Annotated in this window: 16 protein-coding genes and 1 pseudogene; 14 read left to right on the top strand and 3 right to left on the bottom strand. The window is 40.5% G+C overall.

The window, feature by feature from the left end; genetic code table 11:
* The first annotated feature begins 19 nt into the window (after positions 1 to 19).
* Together IQO02_RS18175 and IQO02_RS18170 are read left to right on the top strand one after the other, a co-directional pair.
* On the top strand, positions 20 to 1765 hold the full coding sequence (locus IQO02_RS18175) for an arylsulfatase (RefSeq protein ID WP_010431995.1): 1746 nt from the start codon (positions 20 to 22) through the stop codon (positions 1763 to 1765).
* Between the two features lie 118 nt (positions 1766 to 1883).
* The gene (locus IQO02_RS18170; protein ID WP_010431991.1) at positions 1884 to 3131 is read left to right on the top strand and encodes an anaerobic sulfatase maturase; all 1248 of its coding nucleotides are present in this window, start codon (positions 1884 to 1886) and stop codon (positions 3129 to 3131) included.
* 105 nt (positions 3132 to 3236) lie between these two features.
* Here IQO02_RS18170 and IQO02_RS18165 read toward each other — a convergent pair whose 3' ends face one another.
* Complete coding sequence (locus IQO02_RS18165) at positions 3237 to 3815, bottom strand: TetR/AcrR family transcriptional regulator (protein WP_010431988.1); 579 nt, start codon at positions 3813 to 3815, stop codon at positions 3237 to 3239.
* Between the two features lie 320 nt (positions 3816 to 4135).
* On the opposite strand from IQO02_RS18165, the gene IQO02_RS18160 reads away from it, so the two are divergent.
* Positions 4136 to 4792 (top strand): Qnr family pentapeptide repeat protein, encoded by a 657-nt coding sequence (locus IQO02_RS18160; RefSeq protein WP_010431985.1) that lies wholly within the window; start codon positions 4136 to 4138, stop codon positions 4790 to 4792.
* 285 nt (positions 4793 to 5077) lie between these two features.
* Here the strand turns inward: IQO02_RS18160 and IQO02_RS18155 are convergent, their stop codons facing one another.
* Positions 5078 to 5293: a hypothetical protein gene (locus IQO02_RS18155; protein WP_010431981.1), complete on the bottom strand. Its 216-nt coding sequence runs from the start codon at positions 5291 to 5293 to the stop codon at positions 5078 to 5080.
* Positions 5294 to 5733: 440 nt separating this feature from the next.
* On the opposite strand from IQO02_RS18155, the gene IQO02_RS18150 reads away from it, so the two are divergent.
* The 5 genes from IQO02_RS18150 (at position 5734) to IQO02_RS18130 (ending at position 10198) form a co-directional block, all read left to right on the top strand.
* Positions 5734 to 5994 carry a DUF5062 family protein gene (locus tag IQO02_RS18150; protein ID WP_010431978.1) on the top strand — a complete coding sequence of 87 codons (261 nt, stop codon included), beginning with the start codon at positions 5734 to 5736 and terminating at the stop codon, positions 5992 to 5994.
* 466 nt (positions 5995 to 6460) lie between these two features.
* Positions 6461 to 6994, top strand: coding sequence for a diaminobutyrate acetyltransferase (gene ectA, locus IQO02_RS18145; protein WP_010431975.1), 534 nt, complete (start codon positions 6461 to 6463; stop codon positions 6992 to 6994).
* Between the two features lie 35 nt (positions 6995 to 7029).
* A complete protein-coding gene (gene ectB, locus IQO02_RS18140; RefSeq protein ID WP_010431972.1) occupies positions 7030 to 8295 on the top strand; it encodes a diaminobutyrate--2-oxoglutarate transaminase in 1266 nt (421 codons plus the stop codon).
* Between the two features lie 13 nt (positions 8296 to 8308).
* On the top strand, positions 8309 to 8695 hold the full coding sequence (locus IQO02_RS18135) for an ectoine synthase (RefSeq protein ID WP_010431969.1): 387 nt from the start codon (positions 8309 to 8311) through the stop codon (positions 8693 to 8695).
* A gap of 78 nt (positions 8696 to 8773) precedes the next feature.
* Complete coding sequence (locus IQO02_RS18130) at positions 8774 to 10198, top strand: aspartate kinase (protein WP_010431966.1); 1425 nt, start codon at positions 8774 to 8776, stop codon at positions 10196 to 10198.
* 226 nt (positions 10199 to 10424) lie between these two features.
* Here IQO02_RS18130 and IQO02_RS18125 read toward each other — a convergent pair whose 3' ends face one another.
* Entirely contained in the window at positions 10425 to 11765 is a 1341-nt protein-coding gene (locus tag IQO02_RS18125) for a sigma-54 interaction domain-containing protein (protein ID WP_010431963.1), read from the bottom strand.
* Between the two features lie 335 nt (positions 11766 to 12100).
* On the opposite strand from IQO02_RS18125, the gene IQO02_RS18120 reads away from it, so the two are divergent.
* From IQO02_RS18120 to IQO02_RS18095, 6 genes and pseudogenes are all read left to right on the top strand, one after another.
* Positions 12101 to 12646 carry a BON domain-containing protein gene (locus tag IQO02_RS18120; protein WP_010431961.1) on the top strand — a complete coding sequence of 182 codons (546 nt, stop codon included), beginning with the start codon at positions 12101 to 12103 and terminating at the stop codon, positions 12644 to 12646.
* Positions 12647 to 12688: 42 nt separating this feature from the next.
* A pseudogene (locus IQO02_RS18115) lies at positions 12689 to 12858 on the top strand (DUF1328 domain-containing protein).
* A gap of 8 nt (positions 12859 to 12866) precedes the next feature.
* Positions 12867 to 13064: a hypothetical protein gene (locus IQO02_RS18110; RefSeq protein WP_010431955.1), complete on the top strand. Its 198-nt coding sequence runs from the start codon at positions 12867 to 12869 to the stop codon at positions 13062 to 13064.
* A 70-nt stretch (positions 13065 to 13134) separates the two neighbouring features.
* Positions 13135 to 13563 (top strand): hemerythrin domain-containing protein, encoded by a 429-nt coding sequence (locus tag IQO02_RS18105; protein WP_016767331.1) that lies wholly within the window; start codon positions 13135 to 13137, stop codon positions 13561 to 13563.
* A gap of 150 nt (positions 13564 to 13713) precedes the next feature.
* Entirely contained in the window at positions 13714 to 15327 is a 1614-nt protein-coding gene (locus IQO02_RS18100) for a diacylglycerol kinase family protein (RefSeq protein ID WP_016798649.1), read from the top strand.
* 41 nt (positions 15328 to 15368) lie between these two features.
* The gene (locus IQO02_RS18095; RefSeq protein ID WP_016784381.1) at positions 15369 to 16286 is read left to right on the top strand and encodes a mechanosensitive ion channel family protein; all 918 of its coding nucleotides are present in this window, start codon (positions 15369 to 15371) and stop codon (positions 16284 to 16286) included.
* Positions 16287 to 16407: the final 121 nt, after the last annotated feature.

The following is a 16407-nucleotide window of genomic DNA, read 5'->3' as shown; positions in this document are numbered from 1 at the left end:
AGAAATTGGAGAACGTCTTATGCAGACATTCAAGAAATCTTTAGTCTTCACTGCAATGGCCGCGGCAAGCAGTGCTGCTCTGGCCGCAGAATCAGAAAAACCGAATATTGTTGTCATTGTTGGCGATGATGTGGGCTTTGCCGATACTCAGCCTTATGGCTCAGAAGCCAATACACCAAACCTAATGGCGCTGGCTGAAGAGGGGGTTAAGTTTACTAACTTTCACGCGTCACCAACCTCATCGGTAACGCGCTCTATGATGTTAACCGGAGCAAATAGCCACGAGGTTGGGCTAGGCACCTTCGACTATGCTGTCTATCCGGGTGCGATTGGCAAGCCGGGTTATGAAGGTTACCTCACCAAGAAAGGGGTTACGGTCGCAACGCTGCTTAAAGAGAGTGGTTATAACACTTACCTCTCTGGGAAATGGCACTTGGGGCACGACGATGGTTTCTTACCTGACGATCGAGGTTTTGAAGAGAGTTACGGTATCTTAGCGGGCGGCTCGAATCACTTTAATCGAGATATGATGTTCCCGGCCAAAAATGCCGCGACAGCGGATGCGCTGCAAAAAGGGGATATTCCCGGCGTCGAAGTTGAGCCAACTTACCGTAACGGTGAAGTGGTTGAGGACAAGTACAAAGGCGAGTACTCAGACCAAGTTTACACCAACGAGATCATCAAGATGATCGACAGCAAAAAAGACGACGGTAAGCCTTTCTTCGCTTACGTCCCATTCACCGGTATTCACCTGCCATTGCAAGCGCCTGAGTCTGCCTATCAAGATAAAGTTGATTACTACGTCGAGCATGGTTGGGACTCTGTTCGAGAAGATCGTTTCCAACGCATGAAAGAGATGGGCGTGATTCCAAAAGACGCCGATATTTCAGATCGTAACGCATTAAGCCGCCCTTGGGACTCGCTTTCTGAGAAAGAACAAAAGTGGTACGGCAAGAAAATGGCTGTCGCGATGGGCATGATGGAAATGCAGGACCAGCAAGTGGGTCAGATAGTCGATTACCTGAAAGAAATCGGGGAATACGATAATACTTACATCATGTACCTAGCGGATAATGGCCCAGAAGCGGCGGATATTACCGGTGAAAATATCAGTGATTTGATCCGAACGTGGACTGCTCATCATTTCGATAATTCGACTGAAAACTTAGGTAAGGCGAACTCCAGTGTGTCACTTGGTCCTGAGTGGGCAAGCGCTTCAACTGGTGGCCTATCTTGGTACAAAGCTTACACAGCAGAGGGCGGTATCCGTGTGCCATTTATCGTTAAGCCAGCCAAAGCGCTTTTAGCCGCTGAAGATGCGTTGCAACCGGGAACTCAGACAGATGACTTATCCCAAGTGAAGGACATTGCAGCCACGATTCTTGAGATTGCAGAGGTCGATCATCCAGGAACGGAATATCAAGGTCGAGAAGTGGCGCCGATGAGTGGTGTGAGCTTGTTGCCTTACTTCAAAGGGGAAACGGCAGACGTGCACAGTGCCAACAATGCGATTCCATTTGAATTGTTTGGTAGCGGGATTTTGCTTAAAGGTGATTACAAGATTATCCGAATTTCTACGGGAATGGGCGGCGACAGTGAGTGGCACCTATACAACACCAAGAAAGATCCAGCTGAGCAACATGACTTGAGAAATGAAATGCCAGATCTGTTCCTTGAAATGGTCGCTGAATATCAAGAATACGAAAAAGCGCAAAATATCGTCCCAGTTGACGAAGCGTGGAACCCGTTTGAAAACGTGAAATAGAGGAAAAAAACCACTCGGCCAACCTAATGCCATTAAGCTTGGTTGGCCGATGAACACCGTGTAAAGGAATTACGAATTGTTTTGGCTAATACAATAACTTTACATCGAGGCACTTTTCATGACGACATTATCGCTATCAAATTTGAGTTCAGTTCCGCAGTTCAATGGCAAAGCACACAGCAAGCTTCAAGCGCTAGCAAAACCGATTGGGGCGGTGTGTAATATCAGTTGCACCTACTGTTATTACTTAGAAAAACAGCAGCTGCTTGAATACCCAAAAGGCTCTCAATATACGATGGATGAAGTTCTGTTAGATCGTTATATCAAGCAGTACATAGAAGGGCAGAATACGCCTGAAATTATCTTTTCTTGGCACGGTGGAGAGCCTACCTTGTTGGGGATTGAGTACTTTCAAAAAGTCGTCGAGCTGCAGAAAAAATATTGTCCTAGCTACAGCAAGATTAGCAATGACCTTCAAACCAACGGCACGTTACTGAATGATGCGTGGTGTGAGTTCTTCAAAAAGAATGACTTTATCATTGGTGTGAGCATTGACGGCCCAGAGCACTTACACAATCACTACCGGACCAACCGTGCAGGCAAAGGCACTTTTTCTCAAACAATGCGTGGCATTCGCTACTTGAAGCTGCATAACGTCGAGTTCGCGACCCTAAGCTGCGTGAATGATGTGACAGGAAAATATCCATTAGAGGTCTATCGCTTTCTGCGTGATGAAGTGGGTTCGAAGCAATTGCAGTTTATTCCTGTGGTCGATAAGCGTGAGGCTCATACCAACAATAAATGGTTGAGCAACCAACAAGCGATCATTCCCGTATCAGGCGAGGTTGAACCTTGGAGTGTCGATTCAGTGCAATGGGGAGAGTTTCTGTCGACGGTTTTTGATGAGTGGTTCGAACGCGATTTTGGACAAATATTAGTGCCGTACTTTGAAAATTTTGTCGGAGTATGGATGGGCAGAGAAAGCACCATGTGTACCTTGAGTGAGATCTGTGGAAAAGGGTTAGCAATTGAACCTAATGGCGATGTGTATTCGTGCGATCATTACGTCTTTCCTGAGTTTCAGTTAGGTAATATTCATGAGAAGCCGCTATCGACGCTAGCGTTTTCGCCTGCTCAGCAAAATTTTGGATTCGCGAAGCAAAAGTCGTTGCCCAAACAGTGCCAAACTTGTGAGTTCAAATTTGCTTGTCATGGCGAGTGCCCTAAGAACCGAATTATCAACAGTCGTGATGGTGAGGCTGGGCTAAATTACCTGTGTAAAGGGTGGCTCAAATTCTTTCAACATATCGACCCAGTACTCAATGCTTTGCTTAAAGCCAATAACTTAGCGCCACGGATGGGATAATCGAATCGATCACGTGATAAGCTGAAGCCTAGGTAGAAAAAGAACAAGCCTGAAAAACAAAAAGGCTCGCTATATAAAGCGAGCCTTTTAGTGTGTAGGAGCGGGTTAATTTTTTGAACTCATCGCAAGCAATGTCTCTTCCATGGCATTGTTGAGAATCGAACGGTTGCGCTGCATCGCTGCCATTAGCGTAGAGCCCAGCCATAAGCCATAAAGCGTGCGAGATAGTGATTCAGGATCTACGATATTGAAATCACCCGCTTCATTGCCTTCTTCGAATAGCTTAGCCATACGTAGGATTATCTTTTCTGAACCCTCTGCCATGGTTGATTGTAACGAATTAGCTGTTCCTGCTACCTCTCCGGCTAGTTTTACCACAAGGCACTGAATATTGAAGTCTTCAGTCAACTTCGACGCGCACCAAAATTCGAAATAGGCTTTAACGCGATCACGACGAGAAAGCGACTCATCACTTAAAAAGTCATCTAGCTTAGCGAGATGCTCATCAAAGTAGTTAGTAAGAAGGATCTCACCAAAGTGTTCTTTGGATTTGAAGTAATGGTAAAAAGAACCCTTCGTGCCTTCCGCTTGGTTGATGATTTTCATCAGGCCAACACCAGCAAACCCGTGTTCATTAATAAGGCTAAACCCTGCATCGAGCATAGCTTGTCGCATGTCTTTCATTGTTCTTACTCTTTATGCTGAGAATGAGGAATAGTGTAACGAGCAACATACCAACCGTCCAGTCTAGCGCGTTAGGACGCGGTCAATAATTGACTCGTTCCGTCAAAGTAACATTTTCTCTTATTGGCACTTCTAAGCGACAAAACTTTTTTCAAGATAAGCACATCCTATAAATCGAAAATAACAACCTTAAAGGGCTTGTTTGGTGCCTTAAAATGGCTAAATCAGGGTATTTTAAGTTACTGTTTTTGTTGGTTTTTAATTTGGTGTTTTCTTGAGATCGCAATGGTAGTCTTAGCTTAATTTCTTTAGGGGGCTAAATGGACACCAATAACAGCACTTATCATCAGCACAGTTTTGCTCAGCAAGATTTATCAGAGCTTACATTTACAGCCTGCACGTTTATCCGTTGTGATTTCAGACGTTCGAACTTACGTGATGCAACGTTCATTAACTGTAAATTTATTGAGCAAGGCGATATTGAGGGATGCCACTTTGATATTGCCGACTTACGAGATGCAAGCTTCCAGAATTGCCAGTTGGCGATGGCGAATTTTAGTAACGCGAATTGCTATGGTATTGAGCTACGTGATTGCGATTTGAAAGGGGCGAACTTCACTCGCACTAATTTTGCTAACCAAGTCAGCAATCGAATGTATTTTTGTTCTGCTTATATTACAGGTTGTAACCTGTCATACGCGAATTTTGAACAAGCTTGTTTAGAGAAGTGTGAGTTATTTGAGAATCGTTGGATAGGTACTTACCTTGGTGGCGCGTCATTGAAAGAGTCTGATCTCAGCCGTGGTGTGTTCTCGGAAGACGTATGGGGGCAATTCAGTATGCAAGGTGCCAATTTATGCCATGCTGAATTAGAAGGGTTAGACCCAAGAAAAGTCGATACAACAGGCGTTAAAATTGTTGCGTGGCAGCAAGAGCAACTGCTTGAAAGTATGGGTATCGTAGTGATGCCAGATTGATCTTTTCTGTTTCTGAATACCCATAATATTCAACAAGCCATCACAAGTGATGTAGGACAAACTGAGAACAAGTCTGAACTCTTCGATCAGTCAAATTCGTCAGTTGAAAATTCTACGTGGTTATTGATATTTTTCATAAGCTTGAATGATCAATCTATGATTACGATTAGTGTAAGCTGGATTGGCTATAAATAAAGCCCAATGACTGAAAACGCCCAAAGCGAACAACTTTGGGCGTTTTTACATTTGATTCATTGTCCGTACTGCTGACACTTAAGGCCGTGATTAATGCATACCTGAACGCATTTTGTCGCTGAGTGCGAAGAAAACAAAAAGCACAATACATACCAAAGCGACACACAGCGACACTAAGATAGTTGTAGCGTCAGTCGACATTAACGGGGTAACGAGAGAAGCTAACGCTACTAACATAATCGTGATGTGAACGATTCGTCCGAGGATTGGATTTTTGTGACAGAATGAAGCCCAAAGGTAACGCATTTTTAACACCATTATAAAATTAGTGGGTTTATTCTATTTTCTTAATGAGTGTTTTGTAAATAAGTTTTCGTTACAGGTGACTGTAAATATGATCTCAGTCAGCTTAGTATAAAACTAGTTAAATAACAGTGGTTTATTGGTCTGTCTATGAAGAATTATCATTTAAATACCAACCATAATATTTCGTATTCTTTAGAATGGTAAGCCAAATGTTGCACCATTTTCAGTTTCTTGACTAAGGATCTCATTTATTGAACGTATGATTAAGAGCCCATTTGCTTATCAGTATTCAATGTAAAATAAATTCGAGTAAGCTCCTATCCAGTGGATCAAATTTTTCTATTTATCAGAAAGAGTTTTTCGATTTGAGAGCACGGTAATCTTGTCTACCATTCTGTTTGGTATACTCAATGCTTATTCGGAAAGGTGATGGAGATAATATGTCGAAAACCGCGAAGATCATTAATGAAGATAAACTAGTGAAAAAAGCAGTTGAGGTCGGTTTTAAAATGGCTAAATTGCAAGGTTTTGATTTGCCACATTCATCTCAACCAATAAAGGTCAAAGCGGTGTACTTGTTTCTTGTTGAAGTAAATCAGATCACGCCGTTACCAGAAAGTAAGCTTGATGGGGCAAACATTAAAAAGCGTCTGGCGCTATGGATACATAAAGCATTGCCTGACAATGATCCCTTGAAGTAAACCTTTTCCAAGCTGATATTTCTGGACTCGTTTCCTCTGAGTTCATTATTCATCGATATGTTAGATAAGAAACCTAGCGAGCTCTCGCTAGGTTTTTTTGTTTTTGAGGCCGATATTTTAATAGTGGATAGCGAGTCACTGCCATTCGAAGCGTTGTTATCTACTCGATAGAATGTTCAACACTGAGAGTGTTGGTGATTTATGCCGCTTGATTGGCAATCTGAGCACATAATTTACTAATGACTCTAACCTTCTTTTGACGCTTATTCGGTTAAAGACATTTTCTTAAGATCTCCACCGATCAAATACATTAGAACTCAAAGTATTATTTAATTCATGCTGACCGCTATTAAATGTGACACAGATCACTAATTTTTGTTTTTTAAAGTTAAGGTGTTGATCTTAGTAGGGGGTAAATGCTCATAATAAAAAGGAATTTAATTAGAGTTCAAAGGAATTTCTCGGTATGATTACATCAGCGCCTTGGGTGTTGTGTCCAGAAGTGATAGAAAAAACGAGTGAAGAATGGAGTTTTCGCGAGCCCAAAGCTTCAGATGGCAACGACATTTATCGACTGATTTCAGAATGTCCACCACTAGACACCAACTCGTCATATTGCAATTTTTTGCAATCCACTCACTTTAGTAAAACTTGTATTTTGGTTGAGAACAAAGGTGAGCTTGCGGGCTTTATCTCGAGTTATCAAAAACCGAGTGAGCCTAATGTTCTCTTTATTTGGCAAGTTGCAGTTGCTCCTCGATTTAGAGGTCACTCTTTAGCTTACAAGATGTTGAACAGCTTACTTCGTCGAGAGTGGCTGAAGAGTATAGAAGCTATTGAAACAACCATTACTAAGTCAAATCAAGCGTCTTGGGCACTCTTTAAAAAGCTAGACGCAAAAAATAGTAGCACTGGAAAAGTGACCACTTTCTTAGATGAAAATGTTCATTTTAAAGGGCTGCACGATACTGAGTATTTGTATCGAATACCCCTTAAATAATCATTAACTTATAGGAATCAAATAACGGCCTTATCATGGATATTTTTAAAAAGCAGGAATCTAACGTACGTTCATACTCGAATAGTTTTCCAGTCACTTTTGCTAAATCAAAAGGCTGCTGGCTTGAAACAAAACAAGGTGATCGTTACCTCGATTTTCTTGCTGGAGCAGGATCTCTCAATTACGGTCATAACAATCCAATACTTAAGCAAGCTTTACTTGAGTATATTGAAATGGATGGAATTACACATGGCTTGGATATGCATTCAGAAGCCAAAGCTGAATTCCTAGAAGCTCTTAGTCGCTTTATTTTGGAACCTCGAGCATTAGATTACAAAGTTCAATTTACCGGCCCGACAGGAACAAATGCGGTTGAGGCAGCGATTAAGTTGGCGAAAAAAGTAAAAAGTCGAAGCAGTATTGTTGCATTTACCAATGGTTTTCATGGTTGTACGGCGGGTGCATTGGCTGCTACAGGCAACCAACACCACAGGCAAGGTGCGGGCTCAAATCTCAACAACGTTACGCGTTTGCCATTTGAAGGTTACGCTGGAATCGATGGTTTAAAATTATTTGAAACGATGTTAACCGATAATTCCGCTGGTATGGATAAACCTGCTGCCGTTTTATTGGAAACGGTTCAGGGTGAAGGTGGGTTAAATGTCGCTTCAAATGAGTGGCTACAGAAGTTAAGCAAAATCTGTAAAGCCCACGATATCCTACTTATTGTGGATGATATTCAAGCCGGTTGTGGTCGAACAGGAACGTTTTTTAGCTTTGAACCTTCAGGTATAAAACCAGATATCGTTACGCTATCTAAGTCGATAAGTGGTTATGGCTTACCGATGGCTGTGGTTTTATTAAAGCCTGAACTAGACAAGTGGGAGCCGGGAGAACACAACGGCACCTTCCGTGGTAACAACCATGCGTTCATTACTGCTGCTAAAGCGTTAGAAATGTATTGGTCAAATGATGATTTTGAAAATCATATTCAACGTAGCTCAAGCATGGTCGATGATGTCATTCAACGCAATCTCAAGCGTTTCCCTGAGCTATTTGTTCAACGCAAGGGACGCGGAATGATGATTGGCATTGAATGTAAAGATGGGAACACAGCTGATGAGATTGCAAAAGTGTGTTTTGACAAGGGCATGGTAATTGAGACCGCAGGTCCAAACGATGAAATCTTGAAGTTCTTTTGTCCATTAACCATTTCAGAATCGGAATTGATGCAAGGTTTAACTATTTTCGAAGACTCAGTTGAAGTGGTAGCAACCAAGCATTTCAAGAAAGCATCGTAATAGGGAGAGTAAAATGATTGTTAGAACACTTGATGAATGTCGTAATAGTGAAAGACGTATTGTATCGGATAACTGGGAAAGCACTCGCATGTTATTGAAAGATGACAATATGGGATTTTCTTTTCATATCACAACAATTTACGAAGCGACAGAAACACATATCCATTACCAAAACCACTTGGAGTCTGTGTTTTGTATGAGTGGTGAAGGGGAGATTGAAGTCGTTGGTGGTAAAACTTACCCAATCAAACCCGGTACGTTGTACATCCTAGATAAGAATGATGAGCATTATTTACGCGCATATAAAAACAAAGAAATGACAATGGCTTGTGTGTTTAACCCACCAATTACTGGCGCTGAAGTACACGATGAAAACGGCGTTTATCCACTCGTTGATTAACCCATATATTCAGGGGTGATATCTCACCCCGCTCCCTATTATTTAGTCTTTAATCTCTTCAAGAACAAAAGGTCTTTTATGACATTTACCGTAGAAAAAATCGGCGGTACATCAATGACAGCATTTGATGCTGTGCTCGACAATATTATTCTCCGCCCTCAAAATCCTTATAACCGAATCTTTGTTGTGTCCGCTTACAGCGGTATGACGGATGCATTGTTGGAATGTAAAAAAACAGGTAAGCCTGGTGTCTATCAATTGATAGCGATGCGTGACGATTCGTGGAAGGATGCTCTATCTTATATTGAACGCCGCATGCTATTGACCAATGAGCATATTTTTGCGGATCCAATGAATCGTATGAGAGCAGATAAGTTCATCCGGTCTCGTATTTCAGAAGCCAAAAACTGTATTACTAACATTCTTGAAACGTGCCAATACGGACAGTTTTCACTGAGACATTATTTACCACAGATTAGAGAGTTTCTTTCTTCAATTGGAGAGTCACATAGTGCATACAACACGGCTCTTAAATTAAAAAACATTGGTATAAATTCGACCTTTGTTGACCTTTCTGGTTGGGACAACAAAACCCCTCAAAGTTTGGACGATACGATTAGAGAGGCTTTCTCTGACATTGATGTTACTGAGGAGCTTCCCATAGTAACTGGTTATGCGTATTGCAAAGAAGGTTTGATGCATACTTATGATCGTGGTTACAGTGAGATGACGTTTAGTCGTATCGCTACTATTACTGAGGCATCATTGGCGATCATCCATAAGGAGTATCACTTTAGTTCGGCTGACCCAAAAGTCGTTGGTGTAGGTTCGGTTAAACCGATTGGGGCAACTAATTATGATGTTGCCGATCAACTGGCTAACCTTGGTATGGAAGCTATTCACTCTAATGCGGCTGCTGGGTTACGAGAAAGTGGCATAGAACTGCAAATCAAAAACACCTTCGAGCCAGAACATGAGGGAACACTGATTTCTTCTGATTACCGACCAGACACGAATCACATTGAGATCATTGCCGGAAAACAGAAGGTATATGCGTTACATGTTTTTGACCAGGGAATGGTCGGTAAGGCGGACAATGTTAGTTATGAGTTAATGGAGATTATCGCAGATGCTAGAGTGAACCTTATTGGTAAAGAGATGAACGCCAATTCTATTACCTATTATCTAGGTGGTAGCACCGAGAGTTTAAACAAGGTGTCTTATAAGGCTGAGAAACGTTACCCTCAGGCATCTATTTCAGGTCGAATGGTCGCTATAATCTCAGCGATCGGTTCTCAAATTGATACCAATAAAACGCTCGCTAATGGTGTATTGGCTTTGATGAACCATAGTGTTACGCCTATTGCATTACATTCGTCTATGAGAAACGTAAATGTGCAATTTGTTGTGAGTGATGACAAGTATCAACAAGCGATTTGCGCGTTGCATGAAGAATTCTTTGACCAAGATAAAAGAACCGAGACATCGGTGAATGCAGCATAAAATTTAACAGTGGAGGGCTCACCCTCCACTGTTAAATTTTCATGGAAAAGCAAAACATCAACTGCAAATTAACGATCGCCTGTATCTATTTTGATCACACAGATGCGGTAAACGTTACATGATTTTTGTGTTGATACTGTACTTTCTTGAATTAATCGGTGATTTATTAAGTATTCGGTTATCGGTTATTTCACCTTTCACATAGCAACATCAGATATGAGTATTACTACTCTTGATACTTATCGAGCTTGTTATAAAGCGTTTTGATGCTGATTCCCAAGTCTTGTGCTGTTTCCTTTTTGTTGCCTTCATTTTCTTCGAGCGTATTGATAATCGCCGCTTTCTCAATCTTCTCGAGAGAAACACCCGCCGGAACCATATCCTCAACGGTAGTCCCTGTTTCTAAAGGAGGAGTATCAAAAATTAGGTGTTCATCTTTAATCGTCTCATCTGCCAATATAAAAGCTCTTTCAATACAGTGTTTTAATTCCCTGACATTCCCTGGCCATGCATGGGCTGATATTTTTTGAAGCGCTGATGTGAAAATGGTCTTCGCAGTGGTTTCATTTGCGTTGCGATGAGCAATAAAATGTTTTGCTAAGCCGACGATGTCGTCGCCTCTTTCACGCAATGGAGGGACATGTATGGGGAAGTGAGCCAACCTGAAATAGAGATCCTCTCTCAAAAACTGTTCTTCAATAGCGACTTGTGGATCTCGGTTTGTCGCTGCAATGACTCGAGTATTAGCGATACTCGTTGCATTACTGCCTACAGGGCGATATTCACCTGTTTCTAAAACTCGTAGTAATTTGACCTGGTGTTCAAGTGGCATTTCGGTGATTTCGTCGAGAAACAATGTGCCACCTTCTGCTTGCCTAAACACCCCTTGGTGTGTGCGATTCGCCCCTGTAAAAGCGCCTTTTTCATGACCAAATAATTCACTATCAACTAACTCAGGGCTGATAGCACCGCAGTTGATCGCAATAAAAGGTTGGTTTTTACGATCACTGGCAAGGTGAATCGTTTGTGCGACTAATTCTTTACCTGCCCCACTTTCGCCGACAATCAAAACATTGGTGTCAGTCTTCGCGACTCTTCTTAAAGTTCGATACAGCTTATGCATGGGCTTAGAAGAACCGACTAACATACCGAACTGGTCTAAATCGCTGGTGGACACTTTACGCCCTTCTTCCTGCTTCTGGAGGAAGTATTGACTGAAGTCTGCAAGGGTATCTTCCAATATTTGCATGTCGACGGGCTTTCTATAATGGAAGATTGCGCCATGGTTCATCATCATGTCTAAATTTTTGTTTGGCGTACCTGTACTGATAATAATCAAGTCCATTTCGTCCAATCCTGTTGCACTCGATAAGGACTTAAAATCATCGTTAGTAAATCGAGAGACTTCAACAATAGCAGTATCTGGTTGCAGTTGTTGTAGCTTGTCAATCCAATGAACATCCATAGTACTTTGAATTATTTCAAAGCTTGATAATTCATCTAGAGAGTTTATTTTAGACCGCAATAATTCATCTTTTAACTCTATAAACAGTGTCGGTAATGACATGATTTAACTCTCTTTTTGTACGACAGAAAACGACCTTGATAATAACATGATGTCCTTCAAATACGAATCTATCATTTACTATACGCCACCTTTTAAATGTAGTTACAATATTACTGATAGTAGAAGTGGCTAATTAATAGTATTGATATTAATTATTCTAGGATCTCCATTGATGATAATTTTTACAAAATACTCGTGTAATTAATACACCTCCGATTATTTTACCAATGGTAAATTTTCAAAATTAAAGTGTAAATCCTTTATTTTCAGTCAGTTAAAAAGTTGGCATGCTGGTTGCAATTGTACAAGTGTCAGTTAACTAGAGGAGATAATTAATGAGAAATACTGCAAGTAAAATATTATTAGCTACTTTAATTGCAACTTCTTCATCAACTGTTTTTGCTAATAGCATGTGGGAAAAAGAAACTTTCGATGCGTGGATTGATGGAAAAGCAGAAACGACTTTATTACTGAATACTAATTTAAACTCATTTGACATCAACACCTACGTTAAAAATCGAGTGGTTACTTTAACTGGCTCGGTTAAAAATGAAACAGAGAAAGATTTGGCAGAAGAGTTAGTGCTAAGCCTAGATGACGTTAAGTCTGTAAAAAACGAACTTACAGTGATTGATGAAGACAAAGAAAAAACACCCGCAGCCGTACAAGCTTTGACTGATGCTCACATAAAGACACTGGTAATCACTCGTTTATTAATGAATACCAATGTTAGTGGTAGCGATATTCAAGTTAAAACCGAAAACAGTGTGGTTATCTTGAAAGGTTCAGTTTCATCAAGCAGTGAACACGACTTAGCTTTATCTATAGCAAATAATACCCCGAATGTAGAGAAAGTGGTGGATAAATTAAATATTATTTAACCTCTCTACAATTGGTAATTTATTAAAAATTGGGGAATAACGATGATTCGCTGGTCGCTAATATTTTTATTGTCGCAATTATTGCCGCCCTATTGGGATTTAGTGGTATCGCTGGGGCTGCTGCGACAGTAGCAAAGATCATATTTTATATATTTGCAATATCACTACTGGTTTCAGTGGTAATTATGTTGCTGAATAAAAACAAACATTAGGAGTTTATATGAACATCAAATCGAACGCTTACCGTTTTTTAACTATTGTGGGTATTACATTTGCACTTGCGGCATGTAGTGATGAAGGTCCGATGGAACAAGCCGGGGAAAATGTAGATGAGGCTGTAGAGGATACTCAAAACGCAATAGAAGATAGCTGTGAAAATATTAAAGAGCATTTAGATGCGAAAGATGAAGATTGCTAGAACTGTCATCTAGAGTGCAATGAGATGCCAAAATCCTCATAAAAGTAAACCAATGAAGTAGGAATTAGACATGAAAAATATATTTGATGTGCTCAAAGACAGTCATGAAAAGCAACGACTTTTGATGGATGCGTTACTCCAAACTTCGGGAGACACACAAGCTAGGCAAGAACTCTATGTTAACCTTAAGAATGAGTTAACCAAGCATGCGATTGCAGAAGAGCGCCATTTTTATGCACCTTTGATCGAGAGTGATCAATCCATTGACATGACTAGACATGGAATCGCTGAACATCATGGAATCGACAAAATACTCGCTCAACTCGATGATACAGAGATGTCTTCACCAGCTTGGCTTGTTTTAATGAAAACATTAAAAGATAAGGTTGAACATCATTTAGAAGAAGAAGAGCAGCGTTTTTTTCAAACCGCAGGTCGAGTCTTAGATACTGAACAAAAAGAAACATTAGCTCGTAAATATGAAAAAGAGGTTGCTTGAATCACGAAGTAATCAAATTCTTTAAATAAGTATAAAACTGCTTTGTTATCAAGCTAAGGGCTCATTCTTGAGCCCTTCTTTTATTTAATTTAGAGATAGATAAATTTACGGATAAATATATTTAAATTCACGGATAAATTAAGGCGTAACATGTTTATTATTAAATATTATATGCTTCTTGCTATAGCTTGTTTTTTTGCTGCTGCTCTTATACCACAGCTAATAATCCGTGGTGTTTTTGCCTGGTGTAGTTTGTCGATGTTCATCGTTAGTGTTGCCTACATCTTCGATATGCCGTCAATATTTAGGAAGACTAGCGATGGGAAAATAGTGTGGTGGATTAGATGGATCTTCATTCCATTCTTCTTAGGTGTTCGACTGTACAATGCATGGGCAATTAAAAGAGATAAAGTTGAACCAATACAGAAGGTTGGAAAAGGTTTATATGTATCTCGTCGTTTGTTCCCTTCAGATTTATCGTTCTTAGAATCTCAAAACATCCATTGTATTGTAGATGTTACAGCTGAGTTTTCTGGTTTAGAAAGTGCAATGACCGGTGATCAATTTCGCTATTTAAACACCCCGGTTCTTGATCATAAAGTCCCTAAAATGCATAAGCTTAAACATGCTATAAATTGGATCGATACCCAAATCAATCAATCTAGATCGGTTGTTGTGCATTGTGCTCTCGGTCGAGGACGTTCTGTCTTTGTCGTAGCTGCCTATCTTTTAGCAAAAAATCCGTCACTTACTGTAGAGCAGGTCTTGAAAAGTATTAACGACGTGCGAAGTACAGCTCAATTGAACCATCTACAACTGAAAACACTTCAAGCAATCAGTGATAAAGGTTTGCTCACTCTTGGCCATAAAGCTTGCCTTATTGCCAACCCTGTTGCAGGTGGTGGTAAATGGTTGGCGAATGAACAACAGGTTATTCGTGAACTTACAAGAAAGTACAGTTTAGATATTTTTCTTACTAGCCAAGAAGTATCAGCAGAAATATTAGCTAAGCAGGCCAAAGACCGGAATACTGCGCATATTATCGTTGCAGGTGGCGATGGGACGGTTAGTGAAGTCGCAAGGCAAGTTAGGAAGACTGATACACAACTCGGGATTATACCTTTGGGTACCGCGAACGCTCTATGTCATATGCTTTATGGATTGACCTCGAAAATATCGCCTGTTGAAAAAGCGTGTGAGGCTATTTTATCGGGCAACTCAAAAAGAATCGATCTGGCGTTCTGTAATCAACAACCAATATTACTGCTTCTTGGTATTGGGTTTGAAGAACAGATGATCGATTACGCACATCGAGAACAAAAAAATGAAAAAGGGCAATTCGCGTATTTGACTGGGTTCTTCAATGCAGTAATCACCGACGATAATCAACACTTTCAAATTTCAATCGATGACCAACCATCACAAAGTATGAAACTACAAAGTTTGGTCGTGGCGAACTCTTCCCCTTTTAGTACTGTGCTTGCTCAAGGGGGACAGCCTCCTAGGCCGGATGATGGGAAGCTGCATATTACCTATTTGGAAAATACAAATTCACTTAGTAAACGAGCTATCGCTCTATCTGATCTGTTGTTATCGAGTCTCGGAGCGAAAGAACAAGCTAGTTACTTTACTTATGCTTCGGCACAGCTCGTTAAAATTGATTCTGACCGACCTATTTCATACGTGATTGATGGAGAGAGGTATTCGGCTGATTCACTGGAGATAAGTATTGATAAGCAAGCCTTAACGGTTTGTATTCCATGAATGTATTGAATAATCCGCATATTGAATAAGAAGGAGACACCATGGAAATGAATCTCTCTTTTAACTTAGAGAAGTTTCAGCATCTGATAGAGGGTAAGTTAGAGCATTGGTTAGTTGAAGCAATTAAACTTATCCCTAACCTGATTGTTGCTTTTGTTACGTTTCTTATTTTTATCTTTGTTGCCAACATAAGCGGTAAGTTGTTTAAAAGATTGAGCAATAGAGTTGTCGACTCTCAAGAAGTCATTAACTTACTGGCTTCTATTGTTAAGGTTACCATTGTTACTATTGGATTTTTTGTCGCGTTAGATTTTGTTGGGCTCCAAGGTACGGTTACATCGTTGCTTGCCGGTGCCGGTATTCTAGGTTTAGCTATCGGTTTTGCTTTTCAAGATATGACTGAGAACCTCATTTCAGGTATTACAATGAGTATTCGTAAACCTTTTAAAATTGGCGATGTTGTTGGTTCCAACGATGTCATGGGTACCATAGTCAAAATAAACTTACGAAATACACTGGTTGAAACGTTCTCTGGTCAACACGTCATGATTCCCAATAAGATGGTTTTCCGAAATATTTTGACGAACTACAGTCGAAAAGGACGAAGAAGGGTCGAGATCCCTGTGGGGATTTCCTACTCAGACTGTCCCAAAAGAGCCGCTGAGGTGATAACCAAAGCGATAAACCAAAAGTCTTATGTTAGTCGGAAAGAAGATACGACGGTTTACGCTTCAAGCTTTTCTGATAGTAGCGTTAACTTATTGGTTTGGTTTTGGATTGAGTACCCAGGAGGTTTTGGTTATATGGACGCAAAGCACGACGGTATTATAGCGGTTAAAGAGTCATTATCAGAGGCTGGAATGACAATACCGTTTCCGATTAGAACACTTGATTTTGATCCCAAAGGCGGTAAAAATCTGTCTAGAATGATGACTGGGGCTGTCGATGACGCTTCCTAGAATAACATAGCGGTCCCTCTCGTAAAAAAGCGTCAAGGCAATATGCCTCGACGCTTTTTATTTTGAGTGATGCCAGAATTAGATCAGAATTAAACCTAGATTATTCCCACTGTTTAATGAT

Source organism: Vibrio sp. OPT24, assembly GCF_015163545.1.
Lineage (GTDB): Bacteria > Pseudomonadota > Gammaproteobacteria > Enterobacterales > Vibrionaceae > Vibrio > Vibrio cyclitrophicus.
This window is presented reverse-complemented; position numbering and strand designations above follow the sequence as displayed.